22 protein-coding genes are annotated in these 22,198 nt (G+C 57.1%); 10 read left to right on the plus strand and 12 right to left on the minus strand.

The window, feature by feature from the left end; genetic code table 11:
• Window positions 1-60: 60 nt before the first annotated feature.
• Window positions 61-1,281, minus strand: a complete 1,221-nt coding sequence (locus ACKLKD_RS15220; protein WP_025714511.1) for an amino acid deaminase — start codon at window positions 1,279-1,281, stop codon at window positions 61-63.
• A 43-nt stretch (window positions 1,282-1,324) separates the two neighbouring features.
• The gene (locus ACKLKD_RS15225; RefSeq protein WP_042929906.1) at window positions 1,325-1,504 is read right to left on the minus strand and encodes a hypothetical protein; all 180 of its coding nucleotides are present in this window, start codon (window positions 1,502-1,504) and stop codon (window positions 1,325-1,327) included.
• Between ACKLKD_RS15225 and ACKLKD_RS15230 the strand changes: the two genes are divergently transcribed.
• The 5 genes from ACKLKD_RS15230 (at window position 1,482) to ACKLKD_RS15250 (ending at window position 6,467) form a co-directional block, all read left to right on the plus strand.
• Window positions 1,482-2,921, plus strand: a complete 1,440-nt coding sequence (locus tag ACKLKD_RS15230) for an N-acyl-D-amino-acid deacylase family protein (protein WP_025714510.1) — start codon at window positions 1,482-1,484, stop codon at window positions 2,919-2,921. The two genes, ACKLKD_RS15225 and ACKLKD_RS15230, sit on opposite strands and share 23 nt — an antisense overlap.
• Window positions 2,922-2,931: 10 nt before the next feature.
• Window positions 2,932-3,324, plus strand: coding sequence for a RidA family protein (locus ACKLKD_RS15235; protein ID WP_025714509.1), 393 nt, complete (start codon window positions 2,932-2,934; stop codon window positions 3,322-3,324).
• 187 nt (window positions 3,325-3,511) lie between these two features.
• Complete coding sequence (locus ACKLKD_RS15240; protein WP_025714508.1) at window positions 3,512-4,999, plus strand: sodium:solute symporter family protein; 1,488 nt, start codon at window positions 3,512-3,514, stop codon at window positions 4,997-4,999.
• Window positions 5,000-5,008: 9 nt separating this feature from the next.
• Window positions 5,009-5,881 carry a 2-dehydro-3-deoxygalactonokinase gene (locus ACKLKD_RS15245; RefSeq protein ID WP_025714507.1) on the plus strand — a complete coding sequence of 291 codons (873 nt, stop codon included), beginning with the start codon at window positions 5,009-5,011 and terminating at the stop codon, window positions 5,879-5,881.
• Window positions 5,868-6,467, plus strand: coding sequence for a 2-dehydro-3-deoxy-6-phosphogalactonate aldolase (locus tag ACKLKD_RS15250; RefSeq protein ID WP_025714506.1), 600 nt, complete (start codon window positions 5,868-5,870; stop codon window positions 6,465-6,467). The genes ACKLKD_RS15245 and ACKLKD_RS15250 overlap by 14 nt, the downstream gene beginning before the upstream one ends.
• On the opposite strand, the gene ACKLKD_RS15255 is transcribed toward ACKLKD_RS15250, so the two are convergent.
• A complete protein-coding gene (locus ACKLKD_RS15255) occupies window positions 6,464-7,327 on the minus strand; it encodes a MurR/RpiR family transcriptional regulator (protein ID WP_025714505.1) in 864 nt (287 codons plus the stop codon). The two genes, ACKLKD_RS15250 and ACKLKD_RS15255, sit on opposite strands and share 4 nt — an antisense overlap.
• Window positions 7,328-7,397: 70 nt before the next feature.
• On the minus strand, window positions 7,398-7,931 hold the full coding sequence (locus tag ACKLKD_RS15260) for a GNAT family N-acetyltransferase (protein ID WP_042929904.1): 534 nt from the start codon (window positions 7,929-7,931) through the stop codon (window positions 7,398-7,400).
• 33 nt (window positions 7,932-7,964) lie between these two features.
• Here ACKLKD_RS15260 and ACKLKD_RS15265 point away from each other — a divergent pair, with 33 nt between their 5' ends.
• Window positions 7,965-8,801, plus strand: a complete 837-nt coding sequence (locus ACKLKD_RS15265) for a GNAT family N-acetyltransferase (RefSeq protein WP_080897766.1) — start codon at window positions 7,965-7,967, stop codon at window positions 8,799-8,801.
• Between the two features lie 3 nt (window positions 8,802-8,804).
• Here the strand turns inward: ACKLKD_RS15265 and ACKLKD_RS15270 are convergent, their stop codons facing one another.
• Window positions 8,805-10,166, minus strand: a complete 1,362-nt coding sequence (locus ACKLKD_RS15270) for an MFS transporter (RefSeq protein WP_080897765.1) — start codon at window positions 10,164-10,166, stop codon at window positions 8,805-8,807.
• 179 nt (window positions 10,167-10,345) lie between these two features.
• Window positions 10,346-11,260: a GntR family transcriptional regulator gene (locus ACKLKD_RS15275; RefSeq protein WP_080897764.1), complete on the minus strand. Its 915-nt coding sequence runs from the start codon at window positions 11,258-11,260 to the stop codon at window positions 10,346-10,348.
• A 136-nt stretch (window positions 11,261-11,396) separates the two neighbouring features.
• Here ACKLKD_RS15275 and ACKLKD_RS15280 point away from each other — a divergent pair, with 136 nt between their 5' ends.
• The 3 genes from ACKLKD_RS15280 to ACKLKD_RS15290 all read left to right on the plus strand — a co-directional run bounded on the left by ACKLKD_RS15280 (window position 11,397) and on the right by ACKLKD_RS15290 (window position 14,943).
• On the plus strand, window positions 11,397-12,419 hold the full coding sequence (locus ACKLKD_RS15280; RefSeq protein ID WP_025714022.1) for a zinc-binding alcohol dehydrogenase family protein: 1,023 nt from the start codon (window positions 11,397-11,399) through the stop codon (window positions 12,417-12,419).
• An 11-nt stretch (window positions 12,420-12,430) separates the two neighbouring features.
• Window positions 12,431-13,876, plus strand: coding sequence for a tagaturonate reductase (locus ACKLKD_RS15285; RefSeq protein WP_080924983.1), 1,446 nt, complete (start codon window positions 12,431-12,433; stop codon window positions 13,874-13,876).
• A gap of 134 nt (window positions 13,877-14,010) precedes the next feature.
• On the plus strand, window positions 14,011-14,943 hold the full coding sequence (locus ACKLKD_RS15290) for an Rpn family recombination-promoting nuclease/putative transposase (RefSeq protein WP_025714024.1): 933 nt from the start codon (window positions 14,011-14,013) through the stop codon (window positions 14,941-14,943).
• 54 nt (window positions 14,944-14,997) lie between these two features.
• Here the strand turns inward: ACKLKD_RS15290 and opgB are convergent, their stop codons facing one another.
• The 6 genes from opgB to ACKLKD_RS15320 all read right to left on the minus strand — a co-directional run bounded on the left by opgB (window position 14,998) and on the right by ACKLKD_RS15320 (window position 20,729).
• A complete protein-coding gene (opgB, locus tag ACKLKD_RS15295) occupies window positions 14,998-17,289 on the minus strand; it encodes a phosphatidylglycerol--membrane-oligosaccharide glycerophosphotransferase (RefSeq protein WP_025714025.1) in 2,292 nt (763 codons plus the stop codon).
• 257 nt (window positions 17,290-17,546) lie between these two features.
• Entirely contained in the window at window positions 17,547-18,038 is a 492-nt protein-coding gene (locus tag ACKLKD_RS15300; RefSeq protein WP_025714026.1) for a DUF2501 domain-containing protein, read from the minus strand.
• 68 nt (window positions 18,039-18,106) lie between these two features.
• On the minus strand, window positions 18,107-18,844 hold the full coding sequence (gene dnaC / locus ACKLKD_RS15305; RefSeq protein ID WP_008807545.1) for a DNA replication protein DnaC: 738 nt from the start codon (window positions 18,842-18,844) through the stop codon (window positions 18,107-18,109).
• A gap of 2 nt (window positions 18,845-18,846) precedes the next feature.
• On the minus strand, window positions 18,847-19,386 hold the full coding sequence (gene dnaT / locus ACKLKD_RS15310) for a primosomal protein DnaT (protein ID WP_025714027.1): 540 nt from the start codon (window positions 19,384-19,386) through the stop codon (window positions 18,847-18,849).
• Window positions 19,387-19,488: 102 nt separating this feature from the next.
• The gene (locus tag ACKLKD_RS15315; RefSeq protein ID WP_025714028.1) at window positions 19,489-19,962 is read right to left on the minus strand and encodes a threonine/serine exporter; all 474 of its coding nucleotides are present in this window, start codon (window positions 19,960-19,962) and stop codon (window positions 19,489-19,491) included.
• Entirely contained in the window at window positions 19,953-20,729 is a 777-nt protein-coding gene (locus tag ACKLKD_RS15320; RefSeq protein ID WP_025714029.1) for a threonine/serine ThrE exporter family protein, read from the minus strand. The genes ACKLKD_RS15315 and ACKLKD_RS15320 overlap by 10 nt, the downstream gene beginning before the upstream one ends.
• A 280-nt stretch (window positions 20,730-21,009) precedes the next feature.
• On the opposite strand from ACKLKD_RS15320, the gene pobA reads away from it, so the two are divergent.
• A complete protein-coding gene (gene pobA, locus ACKLKD_RS15325; RefSeq protein WP_080897761.1) occupies window positions 21,010-22,194 on the plus strand; it encodes a 4-hydroxybenzoate 3-monooxygenase in 1,185 nt (394 codons plus the stop codon).
• The last annotated feature ends 4 nt before the right edge of the window (window positions 22,195-22,198 follow it).

The raw sequence follows: 22,198 nt of genomic DNA on the forward strand, positions 1-22,198 counted from the left end.
CGAACGTTGCAGGTTATGTAGCCCGGGTAAGGCGCGAAGCGCCGCCACCCGGGATATCTGTCAAAACAGCGTGTCGAGCTCGTCCAGCACGTTGTAGTCGTCATCGACCAGCAGCAACGTCTTCCACTTATCAAAGGTCAGACACGGGTGCGAGGTGCCGAACAGCAGAATATCGCCGACCTGCACATCGCTGCCCGGCGCCAGGCGCAGCATACAGTGCTGATCCATGATGCCGATACTGACGATCGACTCCGCGCGCAGCGCTAACTGCTGGCCGTTACGATAATGGGCGATCGGCTGCGGCAGCCCAGCGTCGAACGCACAGTCGCGCTTGCCGAAATTCACCACCGCGCGATCCGCCTCCGGCACCGATTGCACCATCGCCATCAGCTCCAGCGCTGAAGTGAGATCGCCGGCGAGATCGCAGGCAATCGGATCGCGGGCGATCAGCGCTTGTTGTGCGAGATCGTAGATCCCGCGATCGTGGGTGATATAACAGCCAGGGCGAATAACGATACGGCAGCGGCGCGGTTTTGCCGCCGCCAGCCAGATGTTGCACACCACGTCATACCAGACGGTGCCCGCGCCGGTGAGAATAAATTCGCCGTCAACCAGCGGCTCCATGCGGCAGGCAAGCGCCGCGGCCTGTTGTAATAACGCTTCCACCTGCGGTTGCGGATCGTCGCCGTGCAGCACCCCTTCATACAATTCCAGTCCGCGTAGCCGTAACCCCGGCAGGTCGCTTACCCGCTGCGCCAGCGCCAGCGCGTCATCGACGCTACGACAGCCGCATCGCCCGCCCGGCACGCCAAGTTCAATCAGCACATCCAGCGTTTGCCCCTGGGCGGCAAAGAACGCGGAGAGGGCGCGCACATTGGCCTCGCTATCGACGCAGCAGATAAAATCCACCGCCCGATAGTGGGCTTTTAGCTGCGCGACCACCTGCATATTGGCCTTGCCGACCAGCTGATTGACCATCAGGACGCGTTGAATGCCGCTGGCCATCGCCGCGCTGGCCTGCCAGGCGCTACCCACGCCGATCCCCCACGCTCCCGCTCGCTGCTGCGCCTGAAATATCCATGGCGTCATTGTCGTTTTACCATGCGGCGCCAGCGACACGCCGCGGGCGTCGGCATAGCGCTGCATCCATGAAATATTGTTTTCCAGTGCCGACTTTTTTAACAGCGCGGCGGGCAGACAGACCTCTTCCGCCAGCAGATTAGCCGGCGCGGACATGAGGGCGGATTTGTGCGGGATGAGCGGTGCTGAATGGTATTTCATAACACTATCCTTTCAGGGGTCATAATCGGTTAGTCTCTTGGTATCATTTATAACTATTTGATAAATATATTTTTAATATAAAAATGTTATTCGTTTTGAATAAAAGTATCACAAAATGATCTGGGTTTTGCGTAGTTTTCCACTGTTTTTTGCGCTTGTAAATGGTTAACTTATCGGCATGTCGAAAGGGAGTAATTGCTATGAAAGTTGACTGGCTTTTCAAAAACGTCACGGTGATCGACGGGAGCGGCGGGCCGCAATACCGTGCTGATGTGGCGGTGAAGGGCGACCGAATAATGGCTATCGCCCCGGCGCTGGATGTCGCGGCGGAGCAGGTGATTGATGGCCAGGGGCGGGTACTGGCGCCGGGCTTTATTGATGTGCATACCCATGATGATATCAACGTTATCCGTATGCCTGAGTACTTGCCGAAACTCAGCCAGGGGGTGACGACGGTGATCGTCGGCAACTGCGGGATCAGCGCGGCGACCGCTACCATGCGCGGCGAAGTGCCGGACCCGATGAATCTCCTCGGCGAGCAGCAGCACTTTATCTATCCCACCGTGGAGGCTTATGCCCAGGCGGTGGAAGCGGCGCGACCGTCGTTGAACGTCGGCACGCTAATCGGTCACACCGCGCTGCGTAATAACCATATGGACGATCTGTTTCGGCCGGCGAACGAGACGGAAATCGCCGGCATGCGCGTACAGCTACGCGATGCGCTGCGCCAGGGGGCATTAGGGCTCAGTACCGGACTGGCCTACGCCAGCGCTTTTCAGTCGACCACCGAAGAGGTGATGGCGCTGGCGGAAGAGCTAGCCGCCGGGAAGGGGGTCTATACCACCCATTTACGCTCGGAGTTTGAGCCGATTCTCGAGGCGCTGGACGAAGCCTTCCGTATCGGCCGTCACGGCAACGTGCCGGTGGTGGTTTCGCACCACAAGTGCGCCGGGGCGAAAAACTGGGGGCGTACCAAAGAGACGCTGGCGTTTTTCGATGAGATGCGCCAGCAGCAGGATATCGCCTGCGACTGTTATCCCTACTCCGCCAGCTCGTCGACGCTGGATATGAAACAGGTGACCGATGAGTTTGATATCGTGATCACCTGGTCCGAAGCGCAGCCGGAGCAGGCGGGGAAAACGCTGCAGCAGATCGCCGATGAGTGGCAGGTGAGCCTGCACGACGCCGCGGCGCGGCTGATGCCGGCGGGCGCTATCTACTACAACATGGATGAACAGGACGTACGGCGGGTGATGCGCTATCCGGTCACCATGATTGGCTCTGACGGGCTGCCGAACGATCCGATGCCGCATCCGCGCCTGTGGGGCGCCTTCCCGCGGGTACTCGGCCACTATAGCCGCGACGAGCAGCTATTCCCGCTGACTACCGCGGTACACAAGATGACCGGGCTGTCGGCGGCGCGCTTCCAGTTGGCGGATCGCGGGCTGGTGAAAATTGGCTACTTCGCTGACCTGGTGCTGTTTGACCCGCAGACGGTGCGCGATGTCGCCAGTTTCTCCGATCCGAAACGACCGGCGGACGGCATTGAGGCGGTGATGGTCAACGGCGTGATGAGCTACGGCAGTGATAAGAAAATTACCGGGCGGGCAGGGCGTTTCCTGCGCCGTCGGATGGACTAAGGAGTTGAGTATGAGTATCAAACGTTATGGCGTAGAAGGCGGTACCGGCACCGGCGGTCAGCATCTGCCGTTTGCCCGCGCGGTGGAAGCCGGCGGCTGGCTATATGTCTCCGGGCAGACGCCGATGAAAAATGGCGAAGTCGTAGAAGGCGGCATCGTCGAACAATCGCGGCTGGCGATCCAGAACTGCGTCGACATCATGAGCGAAGCCGGTTACGGCCTGGCGGACGTGGTACACGTGAAAGTGATCCTCACCGACGCGCGCTATTTCCAGTCGTTCAATAAGGTATTTCGCGAGTTCTTTGGCGATAATCCGCCAGCGCGCATTTGCTGCGTGGCTGACCTGGTGGTGGATTGCAAAGTTGAAGTGGATGTGACCTGTTTTAACGCTGCGCGTCTGTAACGCCTGACGGCAAAAAAATAATTCCCTCCCTTTCCGGGAGGGATCATCAAAAAAGTGTGATATCGGCACCAGAGTGAATAAATAAATCGGTGCCACTGGGTTCGCTATGCCTTTTTTCAGGCATGGTTCCTGTTAACTCATAATATTCAGCGGCACGAATATTATTTATTACGTCTGGATGTGAGCCATGAATAATATGTCATTTATGATTTGGTTTTCCGTTTATGCCTGCGCGATGATTACCTTAGGCTGGTATGTTTCGCGCAAACAGAAAACCGGCGAAGACTTTTTACTTGGCGGCCGTTCGCTGCCGATGATCCTCACTCTCGGTTCGACGGTCGGCACCATGGTGGGGACCGGCTCCAGCGTCGGCGCCGTCGGCTTTGGCTACAGCAACGGCTGGGCCGGGATGCTTTACGGCCTCGGCGGCGCGGTGGGGATCCTGCTGGTGGCATGGTTATTCGCACCGGTACGTAAACTTCGCTTCATGACCATGAGTGAAGAAATGTCGTATTACACCGGCGGCAGTAAAATTATTAAAAACCTCGTTGCGATACTTATTTTTATTGCCTCTATCGGCTGGCTGGGGGCGCATATATTAGGTGGCGGATTATATCTGGCGTGGGCCAGCGGCATTGATATTAATGTCGCGAAAATTATTATCGCGCTGGCGTTTGTGGTTTATGTCGGTATCGGCGGCTATTCCGCGGTAGTGTGGATCGATACCATTCAATCGATCGTGCTGTTCGTCGGCTTTATTTTAATGGCGGTGCTGGCGGTTCATCACGTTGGCGGCTGGAGCCATATTCAGCAGGCCGTCGATCCGGCGGCGCAAAGCCTGTTCGCGGTCGATAAATTAGGCGTGTTGCCGGCGCTATCATTGGCGATGGTGATCGGCGTCGGCGTGCTGGCGACGCCTTCTTATCGCCAGCGTATTTACTCGGCGAAGACCGTCTCCTCGGTACGTCAGTCCTTCACGATTACCGGCCTGCTGTATCTGGGCTTCTCCTTCCTGCCGGCGATCATCGGTATGGCGGTATGGACCATGAACTCGCAGTTGGAGAACAGCGGCTTCGCTTTCTTGTTTGCCACTCAGGTGCTGCCGCCGGTGCTGGCGATGGCGATCCTGATTGCCGGGATGTCGGCCAATATGTCTTCCGGCAGCTCTGATGCCATCGCCGCGGTGTCTATTATGCTGCGCGACCTCTACACCCTGGTGACCGGCCATATGCCCGCGCCGGAGAAAGCGATTCGTCTGTCGCGGATCTTCCTGGTTCTGGTGATTGCGCTGGCGCTGCTGTTTGCCCTGACCTCCAACGACATCATCAGCTATATCACCAAAATGATCTCGATGATTATGTCCGGCATGTTTATCTGCACCATGCTTGGCCGTTTCTGGACACGCTTTAACTGGCAGGGCGCGGTCGCTGCGCTGGCCGGCGGCGCCGGGGCATCGGTTGCGGTGCTGGTGGATAGCGACTGGCTGGCGTTCTGGGGCAACCCGTGTATTCCGGCGGTACTGACAAGCCTGGTGGCTTCGGTGGTGGTGACGTTACTGACCCCGGCCAGCAGCCTGAGCCGCGAGCAGGCGCTGGAAATGATTACCCACGAACGTGAAAGCCGCCCAACGCCGCCGCCGCTGCCGATTGGCAAACGTCATACCTCACGCGGGTAAGGGGCCATCATGAACGAGTATATTGCCGTCGATTGGGGCTCTACGCAGCTGCGGGCATGGCGGATGCGCGATGGTGAATGCATCGACAAGCTGAAGCTGCCCTACGGCATCACGCGCCTGAACGGGCAGCGCGCCGAAGCGGTTTTTCAGCAGCAGCTGGCGCCGTGGCGCGGCGACCCCGCGCTGCCGGTGGTGATGGCGGGCATGATCGGTAGCGATGCTGGTTGGCAACCGGTGCCTTATCTGGCCTGCCCGCTGGCGCTGGAGGCGCTCAATGGTCAGTTACATGAGGTGGCGGAAAAAGTGTGGATTGTGCCGGGGCTGAAAGTAGCGCAGGCCGCAGAGTACGACGTGATGCGCGGCGAGGAGACCCAGCTGCTGGGGGCCTGGCAACGGATGCCCGCGGAGTGTTACGTGATGCCCGGCACCCACTGCAAATGGGTGCAGGTGCAGAACGGCGTGGTGCGCCAGTTCGCCACGGCGACGACCGGCGAACTGCATCACCTGCTGCTTAACCATTCGCTGCTCGGCCAGCAACTGCCGGCACAACAACCTGATGACGCCGCTTTCGCCCTCGGTATGGAAAAAGGGCTAACTCAGCCGGCGATACTGGACGGGTTATTCAGCGCTCGCGCCGCGCGGGTGTTAGGGGCGCTGGCGGCGACTTCGGTGAGCGATTATCTCTCGGGGCTGTTGATTGGCGCGGAGGTGGCGACCTTCAGCGAACGCTACCGCGCCAGCCGCGTGGTGCTGGTTGGTGAGCACTCGCTCAGCGCCCGTTATCAGCAGGCGATGGCGGCGCGCGGATTGGCCGTTTCTTATTGTTCCGGCGAAGCGGCGTTTCTTTCGGGTATGGCGAGGATGATTGATGGACAAGGTTAAACTGGTGGCGATTTTACGCGGTATTCAGCCCGATGAGGCGGCGGAGCATATCGCCGCGCTAATCGATGCGGGTTTTCGCTATATTGAAATTCCGCTTAATTCGCCGGACTGGCAGCAGAGTATTCCAGCGATGGTGCGCCAGTTTGGCGAGCGGGCGGTGATTGGCGCAGGGACGGTGCTGAAGGTTGAACAGGTTGATTTTCTGGCTGAAGCCGGGGCGAAGCTTATCGTGACGCCCAATACGGCCCCGGCGGTGATCCGCCGCGCGGTAGATAAGGGAATGCTGGTGTGCGCCGGCTGCGCGACGGCCTCCGAGGCGTTTAGCGCGCTGGATGCCGGGGCGCAATGGCTGAAAATCTTTCCGTCATCGGCATTTGGCCCGGACTATATTCGCGCGCTGAAAGCGGTGTTGCCGCCGGAGGTGCCAGTGCTGGCGGTCGGCGGCGTGACGCCGGAAAATCTGGCGACCTGGATACAGGCAGGGTGCGCCGGAGCCGGTCTGGGCAGCGATCTTTATCGCGCCGGACAGGCCGGGGAACGTACCCGCGAGCAGGCGGAGAGGTTTATCTCCGCCAGTAAAAGTTAATCCCCCAGCGGCTGCCGATCGACACCGCCGCGGTGGCTATCGAGCGCCAGCTTAATACGGCGTAATTTGCCTTTTGCCTGGGTTTTGTTGGCCATCGCCAGTTCGGTGGCCAGCACATCGACCATCGCCAGCATCGCGTAACGGGAAGTGCTGGGCTTAAAGATATAGTCGTTTTCCCGCACCAGCAGCGGTAGCACCAGATCCGCCTGCTGAGCCAGCGGCGTTCCGGCGGGGGTAATCGCAATAACCTTCGCGCCATACTGGCTGGCAATCGCCGCGCTCTCAATGATTTCCCGGGTATAGCCGCCCAGAGACAGCACAATTACCACATCCTGCGGCGTCACTGCCGAGCTCATCATGCGTACCAGCAGACCATCGCTCTGGCTGACTACCGGCAGGCCGAGGCGAAACAGGCGATACTGAATTTCCTGAGCGCAGATGGTCGAACCGCCGCCCATCCCAAGGGCGAGGATTTGCCGCGCGTCGCTCAGCCAGCTCACCGCGCGGTTCAGCGCCTCGATATCCAGCGCCCGCCGGTTGGTCTCCAGTACGCTGATGATTGACTCATAGATCCCCTGTACGCCTTCGAGATCCGGAACATCAAGGATAAACCGCTGGCCGACCGCAAGAGATTGCGCAAGCTTCATCTTCAGTTCGCGGACGTCTTTACAGCCGAGCGCCCGGGCAAAACGGGTGACCGAAGCCTGGCTGGTTTGCGTCAGACGCGCTATCTCGGCGATGGGCAGCTCCGCCGCCGCCGCGACATCATCGAGAATAAACTGCGCGATGCGTTTTTCGGTCGCCGTGAGTTCCACAAAGCGATCGGTAATGCAGGAAATAATATCGATTGACCAGGACATATGGATAACAACGGGTAAGTTATGAATGGTACTTTGTACCATATTGCGCCGCTGAAATCAGTGCTGGAGCCTACAACGTCAGGCGCATGGCGCAGCGCGACTCTGGCGGCAGGCCGTGCCGGGTCTCCTGTTCCCTTTTTGCCGCCAGCCCGGCGGGCAGGGTCAGCTCATCGAGCATGGCGAATCCCAGACGGGTATAAAATGGCGCGTTCCACGGCACGTCGCGGAAGGTGGTGAGGGTTACCGCCGGGTAGCGCATCTGCTGTGCGCCCTCGATAACCTGCTCCAGCAGCATCCGGCCGATGCCCTGATGCTGCCAGTCCTGGTGGACGGCAACTTCGACAATAAATAATGCATCGTCCAGCGGTTCGGTCAGAATAAAGCCAACCGGCTGTCCGGCGGCTACCGCCAGCAGGCTATGCTCCGTTTCCAGGTAATCATGATGGCGCGCAACGCTAATCACCTCGCTGTCCGCCAGCCAGGCGAGAGAGGGGATCTGGCGAAATGCCTGGGCGGCAGAACGCTCAATGGCGGGCAGAAGGGCGATATCGCTCTCCTGAGTCAGGCGTAATACGGCACCGGCAGTTATAGTGTTAGTTTTCATCACCTCAGCATAGCAGCCTTCGGGAGAAAAAGTATGGAGCTGACCGCCGTTCCCGCCACGCAGTTCAGCAGCGTGCAGTTAACGGATATTCTCAACGCCTGTTTTGAAGCCTATCTGGTGCCTGTTACTCAGTCGGTGGCGGGATTTGTACAGCGTTTTAGCGCCGAAGGAATGAGCCTGATCGATTCCCGCGTCTGGCTGGCCGGAGATGAACCGGCGGCGATCGCGATCGTCGCCCGCCGGGGGAGTGCTGCCCGCCTGGCGGCCTTTGCCCTGCGCCCGGCCTGGCGCGGCAAAGGCCTGGGCCGGAAACTGATGCAAGAGCTGCTAATGCGCCTGCAACAGCAGGGGATCGAGACGGTATCCCTGGAGGTGATCCGCGATAACCATGCGGCCGTCGCGCTATATCAGGCGCTGGGCTTTACGCGGCGCTATGGGCTCTGCGGCTACCTGAGCACAGCGCCTCTGGCTGCGACATCGAAGGTGTTACAGCTTTATCCCCCCCTGGCCCTGCTACGGCGCGCCATTGACGAGAGTAACAGTCAACTCCCCTGGCTGCTGGATCCGCTCACCTTCGCCACCCTGCCATGTCAGGTCGTGACGCTGGAACAGCGCGCCTTCGCGGTTCTAACGACGGTGGGCTCGCGGCCTGTACTGCAGTTTTTGTGGGTGGAGCCCGCCGCCCGCCGTCAGGGGCTGGCGCGTGAGCTGCTGGTGGCGCTGGCGCACCAGTTCCCGGGTGTGGGTACTTCGGTGACGGTCCCGGAAACTTTTACGCCGCTGTTTGCCGCGGCCGGCTATGCCGCCTTGACACTACAACAGTATGAGATGAGCGCAACGATGAATGCCCTGCGGTTGGCAGGGCGTTAAGATTTAGTCGTTACGCGGGTCACTAATCGGCTGGCGAACCAGGAAAATGTAGGCCAGCGCGCCGAGAGCGGTCACACAGCCGCATATAACCAGTGCCAGCTGGAAGGAATGGGTGGTATCGACAATAAATCCGGTTACCACCGGTGCGAATGAAGCGCAGATAAAGCTGGCAAAATTCTGAATACTGCCGACGGAAGCCGTCATTCTTGACGCCACGGCGACGTGGATCAATCCCCAGCAGGACGTTCCGGCAAAGTGAATGCAGAACAATGCCATACCGATTAACAGCACCGCCACGATTGAGGTGGTGGCATGCGGCACAATCAGCGTAAACGCTGCAGAGCAGAACATCCCGGCAATGATGCAGATCTTGCGGCTTTTGATCGGCGCCATGCCGCCTTTGACCAGCCAGTCGGTGACGTAGCCATTGATCAGCATACCGGCGGCACCAAACAGGAAAGGAATGGCGGCCATAAAACCGGTACTTTTCAGATCGAGATTATACGCCGTCTGCAGATAGCCCGGCAGCCAGGCCAGATACAGCCAGGCGGTATAGTTGATGCCGCTAAAGCCGAGCATCATTCCCCACATCGTTTTGTTTTTAAACAGGCTGCGCCATTCAGCAAAGCTCAGTGGGTCGCGGCGAACGTTGACGCTTCCGGCGTTAAGGTACGCCTGTTCCTCTGCGGTCAGATTAATATGCTCGCGATTGCGATAGAGCATATACCAGCCGATCGCGATGAAGATCCCCAGTACGCCAATGGTGATGAACATCCAGCGCCAGCCCATCATCAGCATCATTGCGGCAAGGATCGGTGGGCTGACCGCGACACCGATCGTCGAGGCGGCGTTGAAGAAGCCCATTGGGCGACCGCGCTCTTTAATATTAAACCAGTCGTTGATCACCTTGACGCCGCAGGGGTTCATTGGCGCTTCGCCGATCCCCATGCCGATGCGCACCAGGACGAACTGGGTAAAGCTGTGAACCATCCCGGATACGGCCTGAAATAGCGACCAGAAAAACATGCCCAGCCCCAGCATGATGCGCGGACCTTTGCGGTCCAGCAGCGGCCCGCAGGGCAGTTGCGCAATGCCATAGGCCAGAGAGAAAACCGATAATAGCGCCCCGATTTCAGTAGCGGTGAGCCCTAATTCCTGGCGAATCGTTAAGTTCGCGACGGACAATGAACTTCGGTCGAGGTAATTAATCACCGCCGCCAGAAATAACAGGATCATTGCCGTTGTTTGAATTTTTTTAATACGAGAGCTACGTTGTAGCGTATTTTCTAAGGGGGCTGAAATAGTCTCCGCTTTCCCCTTTTTAAAGTCGGTCTGCGGGTCTATGGTTATATTTTGTGGTTCCACGCCTGACTCCTGATTATTATGTTTGAACGCCAAGTGACAACGAATGGTTTAAACACCACCCACATATTTCACAGTTAACTAAGTCGACTTGTTTTCAGCATAAATAACCTTTTTGAGGGCGCTGGATTACGTTTTTAGATTTGTGCTGTTGCTAATCATTTTCTGTTTTTAATCGGTACTTAATGCGCCAGCGATTCACTTTGCTTGATCGAGTTAATCATGGATTGCTTCGCCGAGTTCAGGTGGTTACGTAGCGCCAGGTTGGCATCGAGATCGCTGCGACAGATAAGTGCGCTCAGGATAGTCATATGTTCATCAATGGCGATGATATTACGCTGTTTCAGGTCGCTTTCATCCCACTGATAGTGGAAGTGGAAGATCACGGAGATAATCTCAAGTGATTGATTAAAAAATATATTATCAGCGGCGGAAAGCAGCAGCGTGTGAAAATCACGATCGAGCTGGGAAAACATACGAAAGCTGTCGCCGATGCTGTCCCGCAGGGTGCGGTGGCGCTCAAGCAGGGTTTTGGCCTGCAGCCAGCGGGCGTCGCTGTCCGGTAGATTAAGAAAGTGTTGCAGTGCGTGGGTTTCCAGCATTTCCCGCAGTTCGAACAGCTGCTCGGCCCAGGATTGCTCAAACTTCTTCATGTTCCACTGGCCGCGCTTTTCGCTTTCAATCAGGTTGTAGCGGCTGAATTTTAGTAAAAATTCCCTGACCACGACCGGGCTGACGCCCGCAGCACGCGCCAGTTGCAGTTCGGAGAACCGTTCCCCGGCGCGTAGCTGACGCTGGTTAATCATGGTGAAAAACGCTTGTTCAAAAAGACGGTTCTGTTCGGCCAGCGAGGCACTGGAACCATCGAAGCCGTCCTGAACTTCCGGCTGGCGACGGATCTGGTAGTCATGATTGACCTGGCGCAGGACGCCGCGCTCGCATAAGTGACAAAGGATATGGCGCACCGTGGTGCGGCTGATGTTATACATCTCCGCCAGGGCGCTTTGCGAGGGGAGCGGCGAGGGGATAAAGCCGCGCGCCATATCGTTGATGACCTGGTTGATGACATTGTGGCGTAGGTTTTGTGAGCGACTCATAACGTTTTCCTTTTTTATCCATTAAAGCCGGATTTAAAACAGTTTTGTGCGCGACGTTTCACAGATTTCGTAATGACTTTCACTCCGTTTCTGTTTTTCATCGATATCTAAGCCAACAAATACGGAGGAAATAATGATGACGTCGATGAATACTTTAGTGTGTCAGGAACCTAAAAAATTTCACTGGGAAAAACGCCAGATCCCCATTCCCGCGGATGATGAGGTCCTTATTAAAATAAAAGCAGTAGGGATTTGCGGGACAGATATTCATGCATGGGGCGGCAATCAGCCTTTTTTTAGTTATCCACGCGTTCTTGGCCATGAAATATGCGGTGAGATAATTGGGCTGGGCAAAAATATTCTTAATTTGAAAAGCGGCCAACAGGTCGCTGTGATTCCCTACGTCGCCTGCCGCCAGTGCCCGGCCTGTCTGAGCGGACGAACAAACTGCTGTGAGAACATTTCCGTGATCGGCGTGCATCGCGACGGCGGGTTTAGCGAATACCTCTGCGTTCCGGTAAACAATCTGCTGGTGGTGGATGACGTCGACCCTGAAGCCGTGGCGTTGATTGAGCCGTTCGCCATTAGCGCCCACGCGGTGCGTCGCGCAGCGATCCAGCCGGGAGATCAGGTGCTGGTGGTCGGCGCAGGGCCGATTGGGCTCGGGGCGGCGGCGATCGCGAAAGCTGACGGCGCGCAGGTGGTGGTGGCGGACACCAGCCCGGCGCGGCGCGATCATGTGGCACAACATCTCGGCCTGACCACCCTCGATCCCTCCGATCCGCTGTTTACCGGGCAGCTGTCGGCAACGTTTGGCGGTTCTCTGGCGCAGAAAGTGATTGACGCGACGGGAAATCAGCAGGCGATGAACAACACCGTTAATTTAATCCGTCACGGCGGCAGTATCATTTTTGTTGGTCTGTTTAAGGGGGAACTGCAGTTCTCTGACCCGGAATTTCATAAGAAAGAGACGACGATGATGGGCAGTCGTAATGCCACGGAAGAGGATTTTGCCAAAGTCGGCCGGCTGATGGCCGAAGGGAAAGTGACCGCCAGGATGATGCTGACCCACCGTTACGACTTCAAATCGCTGGCGGAAATTTACGAAAACGACGTGATTAACAATCGTCAGCTGATCAAAGGCGTCATTCATTTTTAGCAGGGAAGATCATGAAAACGTTAAACAGACAAAACTTTCCAGGACCTCAGTATCCGACCCGTGCGATTCAGTTCGGCGAGGGTAACTTCCTGCGGGCATTTATTGACTGGCAGCTGGATCTGCTGAATGAGCAAACCGATCTGGCGGCGGGCGTAACCATTGTTCGCCCGATCAACACTGCGTTTCCGCCGTCGTTGAATACCCAGGACGGGCTGTACACCACGGTGATCCGCGGGTTGAATGAACGCGGCGAGGCGGTGAGCGAGGCGCGGATTATCCGCTCCGTAAATAATGAGATCAATCCCTGGCAGGATTTTGCAGGTTACCTCGCGCTGGCCCGCGACCCGAACATTGCATTCGTGTTTTCAAACACCACCGAAGCGGGCATCAGCTATCATGCCGGGGACCGGCCTGACGATATGCCGCCGGTCAGCTTCCCGGCGAAGCTGGCCCAACTACTGCTTGAGCGGTTCCGCCATTTCAACGGCGCAGCGGATAAGGGCTGGACGATAATCCCTTGCGAACTGATTGACTATAACGGTGAGGCACTGAAGGCGTTGGTGCTGCGCTATGCAAAAGAATGGCAATTGCCTGCGGCATTCAGCGACTGGGTGGAAACGGCCAATACCTTTTGTTCTACGCTGGTTGACCGCATTGTGACCGGTTATCCCCGTGAAGAGGCCGAAAAGCTGGAGGCGGAGCTGGGCTACCATGATGCTTTCCTGGATACTGCCGAATACTTCTGGCTGTTCGTTATCCAGGGGCCGCAGGCGTTGGCGGAAACGCTGCGGCTGGATCGCTACCCGTGCAATATCCGTATCGTAGAGGATATCCGGCCCTATAAAGCGCGCAAAGTCGCTATTCTTAACGGTGCGCATACCGCGCTGGTGCCGGTAGCATGGCTGTGTGGGGTGGATACGGTTGGCGAAGCGATGCAGGACGAAGCCATTCGCCATTATGTCCAGCAGACGATTGATGAAGAGATTATCCCGGCACTCGATTTACCGGCCGGGGAGCTACGTCAATTTGCTGACGCTGTCACCGGGCGCTTTCTAAATCCCTATATTCGCCATCAATTGCTCTCCATCGCCCTGAATGGCATGACCAAGTTCCGCACCCGCATCCTGCCGCAGTTGCTGACGACTATCCGCCAGCACGGCGCGATCCCGCCGCGGCTAACGTTTGCCCTGGCAGCGCTTATCGCCTTCTATCGCGGCCAGCGTGACGGACAGGCGTATCCGCTACAGGATGATGAAGCTTGGTTAACCCGCTTTGCCGAAAGATGGGCTCAGGTGGCGAACGGCAGCCCACTGCATGAACTGGTCACGGACGTCCTGCAGGATGCCGCGCACTGGGGTGAGGATCTGACGACCATTCCCGGCCTTGCCGACCAGGTCACGCGCTATCTGGAAATGATTTTGAGCGCGGGGATGCGGGAGGCCCTGGCGCGGCTGTAACGGGGCTGTTGATGGCGGCCAGTCGGGATGGCCGCCACGCTATTCTCCGAGGCGCTTTCCAGAAAATGATCGTCAAAACCCACCGGGTAAAAACCGGTGGTAGAGTCCGGCTTCCTTCTCTCTCAGGCAAGCGGATGGCGATGAAAAAACGGATGACCTCGACGCCGCACGATGCGGTATTTAAACGATTTCTTCGCCACCCGGAGACAGCGACTGATTTCCTCACTCTTTACCTTCCCGAAGCGATCCGTCAGCGGTGTGATTTCTCTACCCTGAAGCTGCAATCAGCGAGCTTTATCGATGAGGATCTGCGCGCCTGGTATTCCGACGTTCTCTGGGCGGTACAAACTACCTGCGGTGCGGGATATGTTTACGTGGTGATAGAGCATCAGAGCTCGCCGGATAGCCATATGGCCTTTCGCCTGATGCGCTATGCGATTGCCGCGATGCAGCGCCACCTTGATGCCGGGCACAAAACGCTGCCGCTGGTGGTGCCGATGCTTTTTTATCACGGTGTGACCAGCCCCTATCCTTTCTCGCTGAACTGGCTGGATGAATTTGCCGACCCGCAAATGGCGAAAATGCTGTATGGCTGCCAGTTTCCGTTGATCGACGTTACGGTGATGCCGGACGATGAAATCGTGCAGCATCGGCGGGTCGCCCTGCTGGAACTGATGCAAAAGCATATTCGCCAGCGCGATCTCAGCGGCATAACGGAGTCGTTGGCGGCGGTTGTGATGCTGGGATACACTAACCGCCGGCAGTTGAGAATGCTGTTTCACTATATGCTGCAGTACGGCAATACGGCCGAGCCGGGCGTGTTTCTCCGCCGGCTGGCCCGCCGTCTGCCACAGTATGAGGAGACATTGATGTCTATCGCGCAAAAGCTTAAGCAGGAAGGTCGGCAAGAAGGCCGGGAAGAAGGGCACCTGGAGGGCTTGCAGGAAGGCAGCCGGCGCGAGGCGCTGCGCATTGCCGACAGTATGTTACAGAATGGCCTCGACAAAGAGATGGTACAGAAGATCACCGGGCTTTCGGCTGATGAACTAAAGCCGCTGTATGGTTAACGTCCTGCCACGGCAAGCCTTGCCCGGCGCGAAAATCCGCCGGGCAGGATTGTTTTAGCCTTCGCTTTTCACCACTTTGATCTCCACCATGCCGATCCCCAGCTGACGCGGGGAGTGACCGAGGATATTGCCCTCGTTGGTGGACTGCGGATCCGGCGGCGTGATCGTCAGCGTATTGCTGCGCGTCGGGTTGTCGAAATGCAGCGTCGTGGTGGTGACATCATTGGCCAGCGTAAGCACTTGTTCGCTTTGACCAACCCGTACCGGGATCGGCTTGTTGGCATTGGGGCCATAGGCTTTGGCGGTGATCACCAGATCAAATTTCTCCGGCAGCGGTTCTTTGTATTCAATCTTTACGTCGCTGCCCAACTGGGCATTGGACCACCGACCCCAGGACTCGGGGCGCGAAATGCCGCTGAACTGTTTAACCTCTTCCGGGGCGCCAGCGACGTTAAACACGAAGCTGTCGGCCTTGTAGCGAATATCGTTGTCGACGATCTTCAGTGTATCGACATTGCCTTTATAGCGCTCCATATCGATAAGGGTGTCTCTGAAGGCAGTTTTTCCTTGCCACTGTGGCTTATCGACGTGCTGGACCTTCTGTTCACCACCCAGCTGCCCTTGCGAGACGCACCAGTCGGTGGAGAGCGCCAGCTCAGGCGCCCACAGTTGCCCCATTTTATAGCAGCGATCGACCCACACGAAGTTATCCCGCGGCGCGAAATCGGCCAGCTGGAAGCGCAGCGGCGCGGAGTATTCGCTTTCCGGCAGCGGCTCCACGCGCTGATCCGACACCCGCAGCAGCAGTGGCAGACGGAAATGGCTGCCGGAAAAGGCAATCATGTTCTTCTGCGAGTCGACAGTGAAAGTTTTCATCTCTTTCGGGAAATTCCACAGGCGGATCACGTCCGGTTTCCAGGCGAGGATTTTCTCTTTCATGTTCATGAAAATACCGGAGAGCGACTGGCCGGAGAGGCTGCTGCGCCCGAGACCAATAAAGTTATCGCCGCCGAGAATATCCAGCACTGTCGCACCGTTATCCATGGTGTTGCGTTTCACCGCCAGGGTCTCCTGCTGCGGTTGATCGCCGCGCAGGACAAAAAACAGATTGCTGCGATCGTGCTTGTTGAGGTAATCCCAGGCGCTGTTCTTCATGGCCAGGTGATCGGAAGAAACCACGATGACCGTGTTTTTAAAATAGGGTGAGGCTTTAATCTTCTCGATCAGCGCGGCGATATGTTCCTGGCTACAGCTAACGGCGCTGAAAGAGAGGTTTTTCTTACCGTCCACGTCATAGCGTTTGCGCTCGCAGGTGCGCGAGATAAAGCCATCGGGGTGGTGGGTATCCACCGTCAGGGCGAACAGCGAGAAGCGTTTCCCGGAGCGCGACAGCTCTTCGAATTTTTTCCACGTCTCGTCGAGCACGGTGTCGTCATAGAAACCCCAGTCGTTGCGGTAGGTCGGATCCGCCACCGTGGTTTTTAGCTCTTCCGCCCCGTACAGATGATCGAATCCGTGGGATTTAAGAAACACGTCTTTGCCAGCAAAGCGCAGGTTGGCCCCTTGCACAAAATAGTTTTCGTAGCCGGAGTTCTTCAGAATATCGCCCAGGCAGATATTCTGCGGAAAGAAGCTGGAAACCGAGGCCGAGGCGTTGCCTTCAAACGGCGCGAAGAGCGGAATACCGCACTGCGAGGCGACCATGCCGGCGATGGTGTAATCGGTCCCCGGCAGCTGCATGGTATTGCTGAAATCGAGCCCCTGATCTTTTATTTTACCCAGTTCAGGGGTGAGGTTAGGGAAGGCATCGTTATCAAAATAGGTGCGCTCCAGGCTTTCGCCGTAGATATACACCAGATTCAGCTGCGGATTGTCGATACGCTTTGACGGCTCTTTATAATAGGCGGCAAAGTCCGGGTCGCCCTCACGCGACTGAGATTTCACCAGCTCGCTGATCTGATGGAACGCCGGGCTGGCATCGACGGAAGCCAGTGCCAGCAGCAGAGCCGCCAGGCTGTAACCAACGTGATGAGGATGATGGCGGCGGCGGCGCAGGATCCAGCCGAGGGCGCCAAAAACGGCAACCAACGCAACGGCCACGCCGACACCCGGCAGAATGTATTTACCGATCCCGGCGCCGGTCAGGCTGTTGGTCAGGGTGTAGAGTACCGCGTCGTTGATGCCGTCGCCGGTAAAGTAGTCGCTGGCGTAGAGGGTGATATTCAGCACCACGAACAGGCCTAACACCGTGAGCGTGGCGGCAAACCACCAGGTGTTACGTCCCGCTTTCCAGGCATAAAGCACCACCGATGCTAAAAATAAGGCGATGGATAACAACTCTGACACAGCTCATCCTCATTAGCGCCAGTTGTTGGCTGGCAGAACAGATTACTTTTCACGCCACACTGTAATTGCAGCGCCATCTTGCTGCAATTCTAGCGTCATGAAACTGTGCAGTTATTCAGAATTGGTTTAGAAGTTGCCTTTTTTGATCCGCATCGCATCGGCTTTGACGGGGAAGCGGGGAGGGTAAATGGGTAAAAAAAACGTTTCAGACCGCGCTGCCGTCGCGAAGGCGACAAACGCGGCATTAGCCGTACGTATCAGGAGAGGAAGTTAACGCCCTGTTTCAGGACCAGATCGCAGGCTTTGGTTTTTACCTGTTTCGCCAGCGAGCTGTTGCCGAGGGTATTCAGGTCCAGCTGCTGGCCGTTTTTGCTGTTAAGCAGACCCTGCAGACCATCCAGATAGTTGGTGTCCTGTTTTTGTTTTTCCGGTGTACTGAGACCCAGTTTATCCAGTACCTGATTTTTGACATTATCGGCGCTGGTCACCGAGGCGAGCTTCTGTTTCGCGCAATAAGACATGATCCCGGCGGCGTTATTCATGCTGCTGGCGGTCAGAGACTGGCTGTTGCCGTTAAGCAGGCTGGTTAGCGAGGAGACGGACATGCCGCCGCTGTTCTGGGTGCTACTACCGCTGAGCTGGCTGGCGGCACTGTTAAGAGAATCCTGCCAGGAGGCGGCGTGGGCGCCGGCGACGGTAAAGGCCCCGGCGACAAGCGCGGCAATAAAGCCATGTTTTAACGATTTCATAATAGACGAACTCATAAGCGTGACTGAAGAATTCCTTTAGTATAACGCCGTCGCCGTGCGGAAATCTCTTAATACTCTTTGCCGGTGACGCGGTGGCGGTAACTTTCCCAGTTGAAGATCACCCACAGGCTGTTGCCGAGGCGCATACGATCCATTACCCGCTCACCAAGCAGTTTGTTCATCTCTTCCATATTGCTGTTGGTCAGCATCCCGGTAGGCCGTTTCGATGAGGAGCGGCGGTCAACTATCTGATTAATAATGACCTTCTCATAACGAGATTCCGTCTGCATACCAATTTCATCAATCACCAGCAGGTCGACTTTGCTGAGGTCGCTCAACAACTGCTCTTCGCTCGTTTCCCGGTTGCCGAAAGTATCTTTCATCGCCGACATAATATCGGCCACGGTGATGATTAAGACGGATTTCCCGCGCAGCAGCAGCTCGTTGCAGATGGCTGCCGCCAGGTGGTTTTTGCCGGTACCCGGTTTGCCGGAGAAGATAAAGCTGGCGATATTGCCGTCGAACTCTTCCACATACTGACGCGCCCGGGCAAGGGCATTCATCTGCCCCTCGCACTCGACACGATAGTTATCAAAAGAGCAGTTCTGATGCAGCGGGCGGATCCCCGAGCGGTTAAAGGTACGCTGCATTTTCATCGCACGATTTTCCCGCTCCAGCGCTTCAGAACGCAGCCGGCCTTGCTCTTTTTGCCAGGCCAGCAGCTCTTCGCCGGTTTTAAACGCCGGCTCGATATGAGCCGGCATCATTTTCTGCAGGCGTTTCATTAAGTCGCCAACGTTTTTCATGCTCATCCTCGGAAACCTCGCGGAATCTGGCTGTCCGGTTCGCTGACGCTGTTCACATCGCGCTTCGGCTGTCCGCCATTGCTGGCGCGGCTGATTTGCACGCTGCGAGCCAGTTTCTGCTGCCACTGCACGTGGTGAAACACTTTACCTTCCGCCTGCCAGTAAGCGACGAAGGCGGCCAGCTCTTCCGGGGTGACCGGCTGGCTCAGGGCAATGCCCCACAGCGCGGCCAGGCGCTGAAAGTCGGCGTCCGGCTGCCAGTCGGCGTACATAGCAAATTTGCCCATCGGCACCGCAACCGGCGCCGCGGCGGGCTCCTCGAAAAACTGCGGGTCAAGCGCGATGTCGCTGCCGGGGCGCGACAGCCTGGCTTCCAGTTCGAGCAACTGCGCCAGCCGGGCCGGCGTCAGCGCATAGAACGCCGGCGCATTATTGGCAAAAACGGCGACGGTGCCGTCAGTCGATTTCGCCAGCAGCGCCGCGTGCTGCTGGAGGAACTCTTCCAGGCCGCTAAAATGGGAGGTTAAAATTCGCGAAGACATAACTCTATCTCAACTCTGAACTGCAAAGAGTGGGGTGATCTGCACATAGTAGCACAGAGCCCATCGCGGAAGGAGCGTCGCGATTTTACCGCGACGCCAGGATTAGACGCGAGGACGCTTACGATACAGCCACAGACCGGGTATCGACAGGCCAATGGAGAGGGCGCCCACGATAGAAGACGCCTTTAAAAAATTGCTCAGCAGCAAAATCATCATCTCTTCCGAATAGCCAAAATGGCTGATCTTTACTGCGGAGATCATCGCGGTATAGGCCGAGATGCCGGGAAACATCGGGATCACGGCGGCGACGGTAAAAATCTTGGGATGCGCCAGATACCAGCGCGACCACTGGATGCCGATGCTGCCCACCAGCAGGGCAGCGAGAAAGGTGGCCCACTCAATATTAAAGCCCGCGCTCATCATGACCATACGCGAGCCGTGACCAATCGCCCCCAGCAGCGCACACCAGCGCAGGGCGCGCTGGGGGACATTAAAGACCATCGCAAAACCGACGGCCGGAATGGCTGCCAGCACCATATCTTCCGCCAGCGCGAAGATAAACGAGATTATGCCCATCCGCGCAGCCCCCATACCGTCATCGCCATCACCACGCCAATGCAGGTGGCGAGGGTCAACAGGCTGGCGATCGCCCAGCGGGCAAGCCCCGTATTGATATGTCCTTTAAACATATCGGCGACGGCGTTGATTAAAGGAAACCCTGGAACCAGCAGCAGGACGCTGGCAGCCATGGCAATGGTTGGGGTGCTGGCAAAGGCCGGCAGGCGCAACAGCAGCCCGGAGATGGTGGTGGCGACAAACGCGGTAATGCAGAAGTTGATCTGCGGATGCATGGACCGGTGGGTCAGCACCTGGCGAATGTACATGGCGACGGTACTGGCGCAAAAGCTGACCAGCGCCCCGTCCCAGCCGCCGTTATTCAGTTTGCAGAAACAGGCGCAGGAGAACCCCACCATCAGGACCAGCAACCAGCGCGGATAGCGCAGGGGAACGATCTGCGCAAAGCGTTTCTCAACGTCGCGATAGTCCAGCAGTTTATGCTCGGCGAGGATCACAATATGCTGCACTTCCGTCACCACATGCATATTGATGCCGCGGTCGACATTTTTACGCGTTGAGGTGAGGCATTCGCCATCTTTAATGGTGGTCAGCACGATGGCATTCGAGGAGATGGCGCTTTCCACGCTGTCCATTCCCAGCGCCCGTCCGAGGCGGGTGGATAGCTCTTCCACCAGCGCACTTTCGGCGCCGTGCTGTAACAAAAAAAGACCACACTGGATACATAAACGTGTGATTGCCCGCTGCTGTGCCCGATCAACCTGCATAATTCCTCTGCTGTACGCGACGCCTGGTCTCTGCTGATACTTTAACCTGAAGCATCATGGTGGCTGAGGGGGGTGGGATCAAATAATGTGCAAAAATGTCTCGCCGACCGGGGGGGCATAATTTGAAGCGTTCCACACTTTTATCAGTTTGGTGAAAAGTGCAATTTTTATCGCCATTCATCCCTTCTTTTTCCCGTCTGACTTATCAAAAATGCAGGAAAGTACTTTTATTAAACAAAAAACATACAAATAATTAACCCTGCAAAAGTGAGACAACCCTATGAAAACACAGGTCGCGATTATTGGCGCTGGCCCTTCCGGGCTACTGCTGGGGCAGTTGCTGCATAACGCCGGGATCCATACCGTGATCCTTGAACGCCAGACACCGCAGTATGTGCTGGGGCGTATTCGCGCCGGAATTCTGGAAAGCGGCACCGTCGATCTGCTACGCGAAGCGGGTGTGGCACAGCGAATGGACGCTGAAGGCCTGGTGCATCATGGGGTGGAGTTTCTGTTTGATGGCCAGCGGGTGCCTGTCGCCCTGAGCGAGCTGACCGGCGGCAAAAGTGTGATGGTTTACGGTCAGACCGAAGTGACCCGCGATCTCATGGCGGCCCGGGCCGCCAGCGGCGCACCGATCGTCTACGGCGTGAGCGAGGTGGTTATTCATGACGCCAAAAGCGACCGGCCGACGATCACCTACCTCAGCGAAGGAGAAACCTGCCGCCTGGAGTGCGATTTCATCGCCGGTTGCGACGGGTTCCACGGCGTGTCGCGGCAAAGTATTCCCCGCGACATCCTCAAAACCTACGAAAGCATTTGGCCGTTTGGCTGGTTAGGACTGCTGGCGGATACGCCACCGGTCAATCCCGAGCTGATCTATGCGCATCATCAACGGGGGTTTGTATTATGTAGTCAGCGCTCACTAACCCGCAGCCGCTACTATCTGCAGGTTCCGCTGAGCGATAAGGTGGAAGCATGGTCGGACGAACGCTTCTGGCTGGAGCTGAAACGCAGGTTACCGGACGACCTGGCATCAAAGTTAGTGACTGGTCACTCACTTGAGAAAAGCATTGCCCCTCTGCGTAGCTTCGTGGTGGAGCCGATGCAGTATGGACGATTGTTCCTGGTGGGGGATGCCGCGCATATCGTGCCGCCAACCGGAGCTAAAGGGTTAAACCTGGCGGCATCGGATGTTAACTACCTGTGGCAGATCCTGCGCGAGTACTATCATCGTGGCCGGAGCGATCTGCTGGCGAGCTACTCGCGACTGGCGCTGGATCGGGTCTGGAAAGGGGAACGCTTTAGCTGGTTTATGACCCGCCTGCTGCACGATTTCCCGGACCAGAACGCGTTTGATGCCAAAATGCAGGCGGCGGACCGTCGCTACTATCTTGGCTCACGCGCCGGACTGACCACCATCGCGGAAAACTACGTGGGTTTGCCCATAGAACGCGTCACCTGACGAA

Source organism: Klebsiella sp. 10982 (assembly GCF_048589245.1).
Taxonomy (GTDB): domain Bacteria; phylum Pseudomonadota; class Gammaproteobacteria; order Enterobacterales; family Enterobacteriaceae; genus Klebsiella; species Klebsiella quasivariicola.

What these genes read in the sequence shown, in the direction of transcription:
- ACKLKD_RS15220 (WP_025714511.1), bottom strand. Translation starts at nt 1,281, where the DNA reads ATGAAATACCATTCAGCACCGCTCATCCCGCACAAATCCGCCCTCATG.
- ACKLKD_RS15230 (WP_025714510.1), top strand. Translation starts at nt 1,482, where the DNA reads ATGAAAGTTGACTGGCTTTTCAAAAACGTCACGGTGATCGACGGGAGC.
- ACKLKD_RS15235 (WP_025714509.1), top strand. Translation starts at nt 2,932, where the DNA reads ATGAGTATCAAACGTTATGGCGTAGAAGGCGGTACCGGCACCGGCGGT.
- ACKLKD_RS15240 (WP_025714508.1), top strand. Translation starts at nt 3,512, where the DNA reads ATGAATAATATGTCATTTATGATTTGGTTTTCCGTTTATGCCTGCGCG.
- ACKLKD_RS15245 (WP_025714507.1), top strand. Translation starts at nt 5,009, where the DNA reads ATGAACGAGTATATTGCCGTCGATTGGGGCTCTACGCAGCTGCGGGCA.
- ACKLKD_RS15250 (WP_025714506.1), top strand. Translation starts at nt 5,868, where the DNA reads ATGGACAAGGTTAAACTGGTGGCGATTTTACGCGGTATTCAGCCCGAT.
- ACKLKD_RS15255 (WP_025714505.1), bottom strand. Translation starts at nt 7,327, where the DNA reads ATGTCCTGGTCAATCGATATTATTTCCTGCATTACCGATCGCTTTGTG.
- ACKLKD_RS15260 (WP_042929904.1), bottom strand. Translation starts at nt 7,931, where the DNA reads ATGAAAACTAACACTATAACTGCCGGTGCCGTATTACGCCTGACTCAG.
- ACKLKD_RS15265 (WP_080897766.1), top strand. Translation starts at nt 7,965, where the DNA reads ATGGAGCTGACCGCCGTTCCCGCCACGCAGTTCAGCAGCGTGCAGTTA.
- ACKLKD_RS15275 (WP_080897764.1), bottom strand. Translation starts at nt 11,260, where the DNA reads ATGAGTCGCTCACAAAACCTACGCCACAATGTCATCAACCAGGTCATC.
- ACKLKD_RS15280 (WP_025714022.1), top strand. Translation starts at nt 11,397, where the DNA reads ATGACGTCGATGAATACTTTAGTGTGTCAGGAACCTAAAAAATTTCAC.
- ACKLKD_RS15285 (WP_080924983.1), top strand. Translation starts at nt 12,431, where the DNA reads ATGAAAACGTTAAACAGACAAAACTTTCCAGGACCTCAGTATCCGACC.
- ACKLKD_RS15290 (WP_025714024.1), top strand. Translation starts at nt 14,011, where the DNA reads ATGGCGATGAAAAAACGGATGACCTCGACGCCGCACGATGCGGTATTT.
- ACKLKD_RS15300 (WP_025714026.1), bottom strand. Translation starts at nt 18,038, where the DNA reads ATGAAATCGTTAAAACATGGCTTTATTGCCGCGCTTGTCGCCGGGGCC.
- dnaC (WP_008807545.1), bottom strand. Translation starts at nt 18,844, where the DNA reads ATGAAAAACGTTGGCGACTTAATGAAACGCCTGCAGAAAATGATGCCG.
- dnaT (WP_025714027.1), bottom strand. Translation starts at nt 19,386, where the DNA reads ATGTCTTCGCGAATTTTAACCTCCCATTTTAGCGGCCTGGAAGAGTTC.
- ACKLKD_RS15315 (WP_025714028.1), bottom strand. Translation starts at nt 19,962, where the DNA reads ATGGGCATAATCTCGTTTATCTTCGCGCTGGCGGAAGATATGGTGCTG.
- ACKLKD_RS15320 (WP_025714029.1), bottom strand. Translation starts at nt 20,729, where the DNA reads ATGCAGGTTGATCGGGCACAGCAGCGGGCAATCACACGTTTATGTATC.
- pobA (WP_080897761.1), top strand. Translation starts at nt 21,010, where the DNA reads ATGAAAACACAGGTCGCGATTATTGGCGCTGGCCCTTCCGGGCTACTG.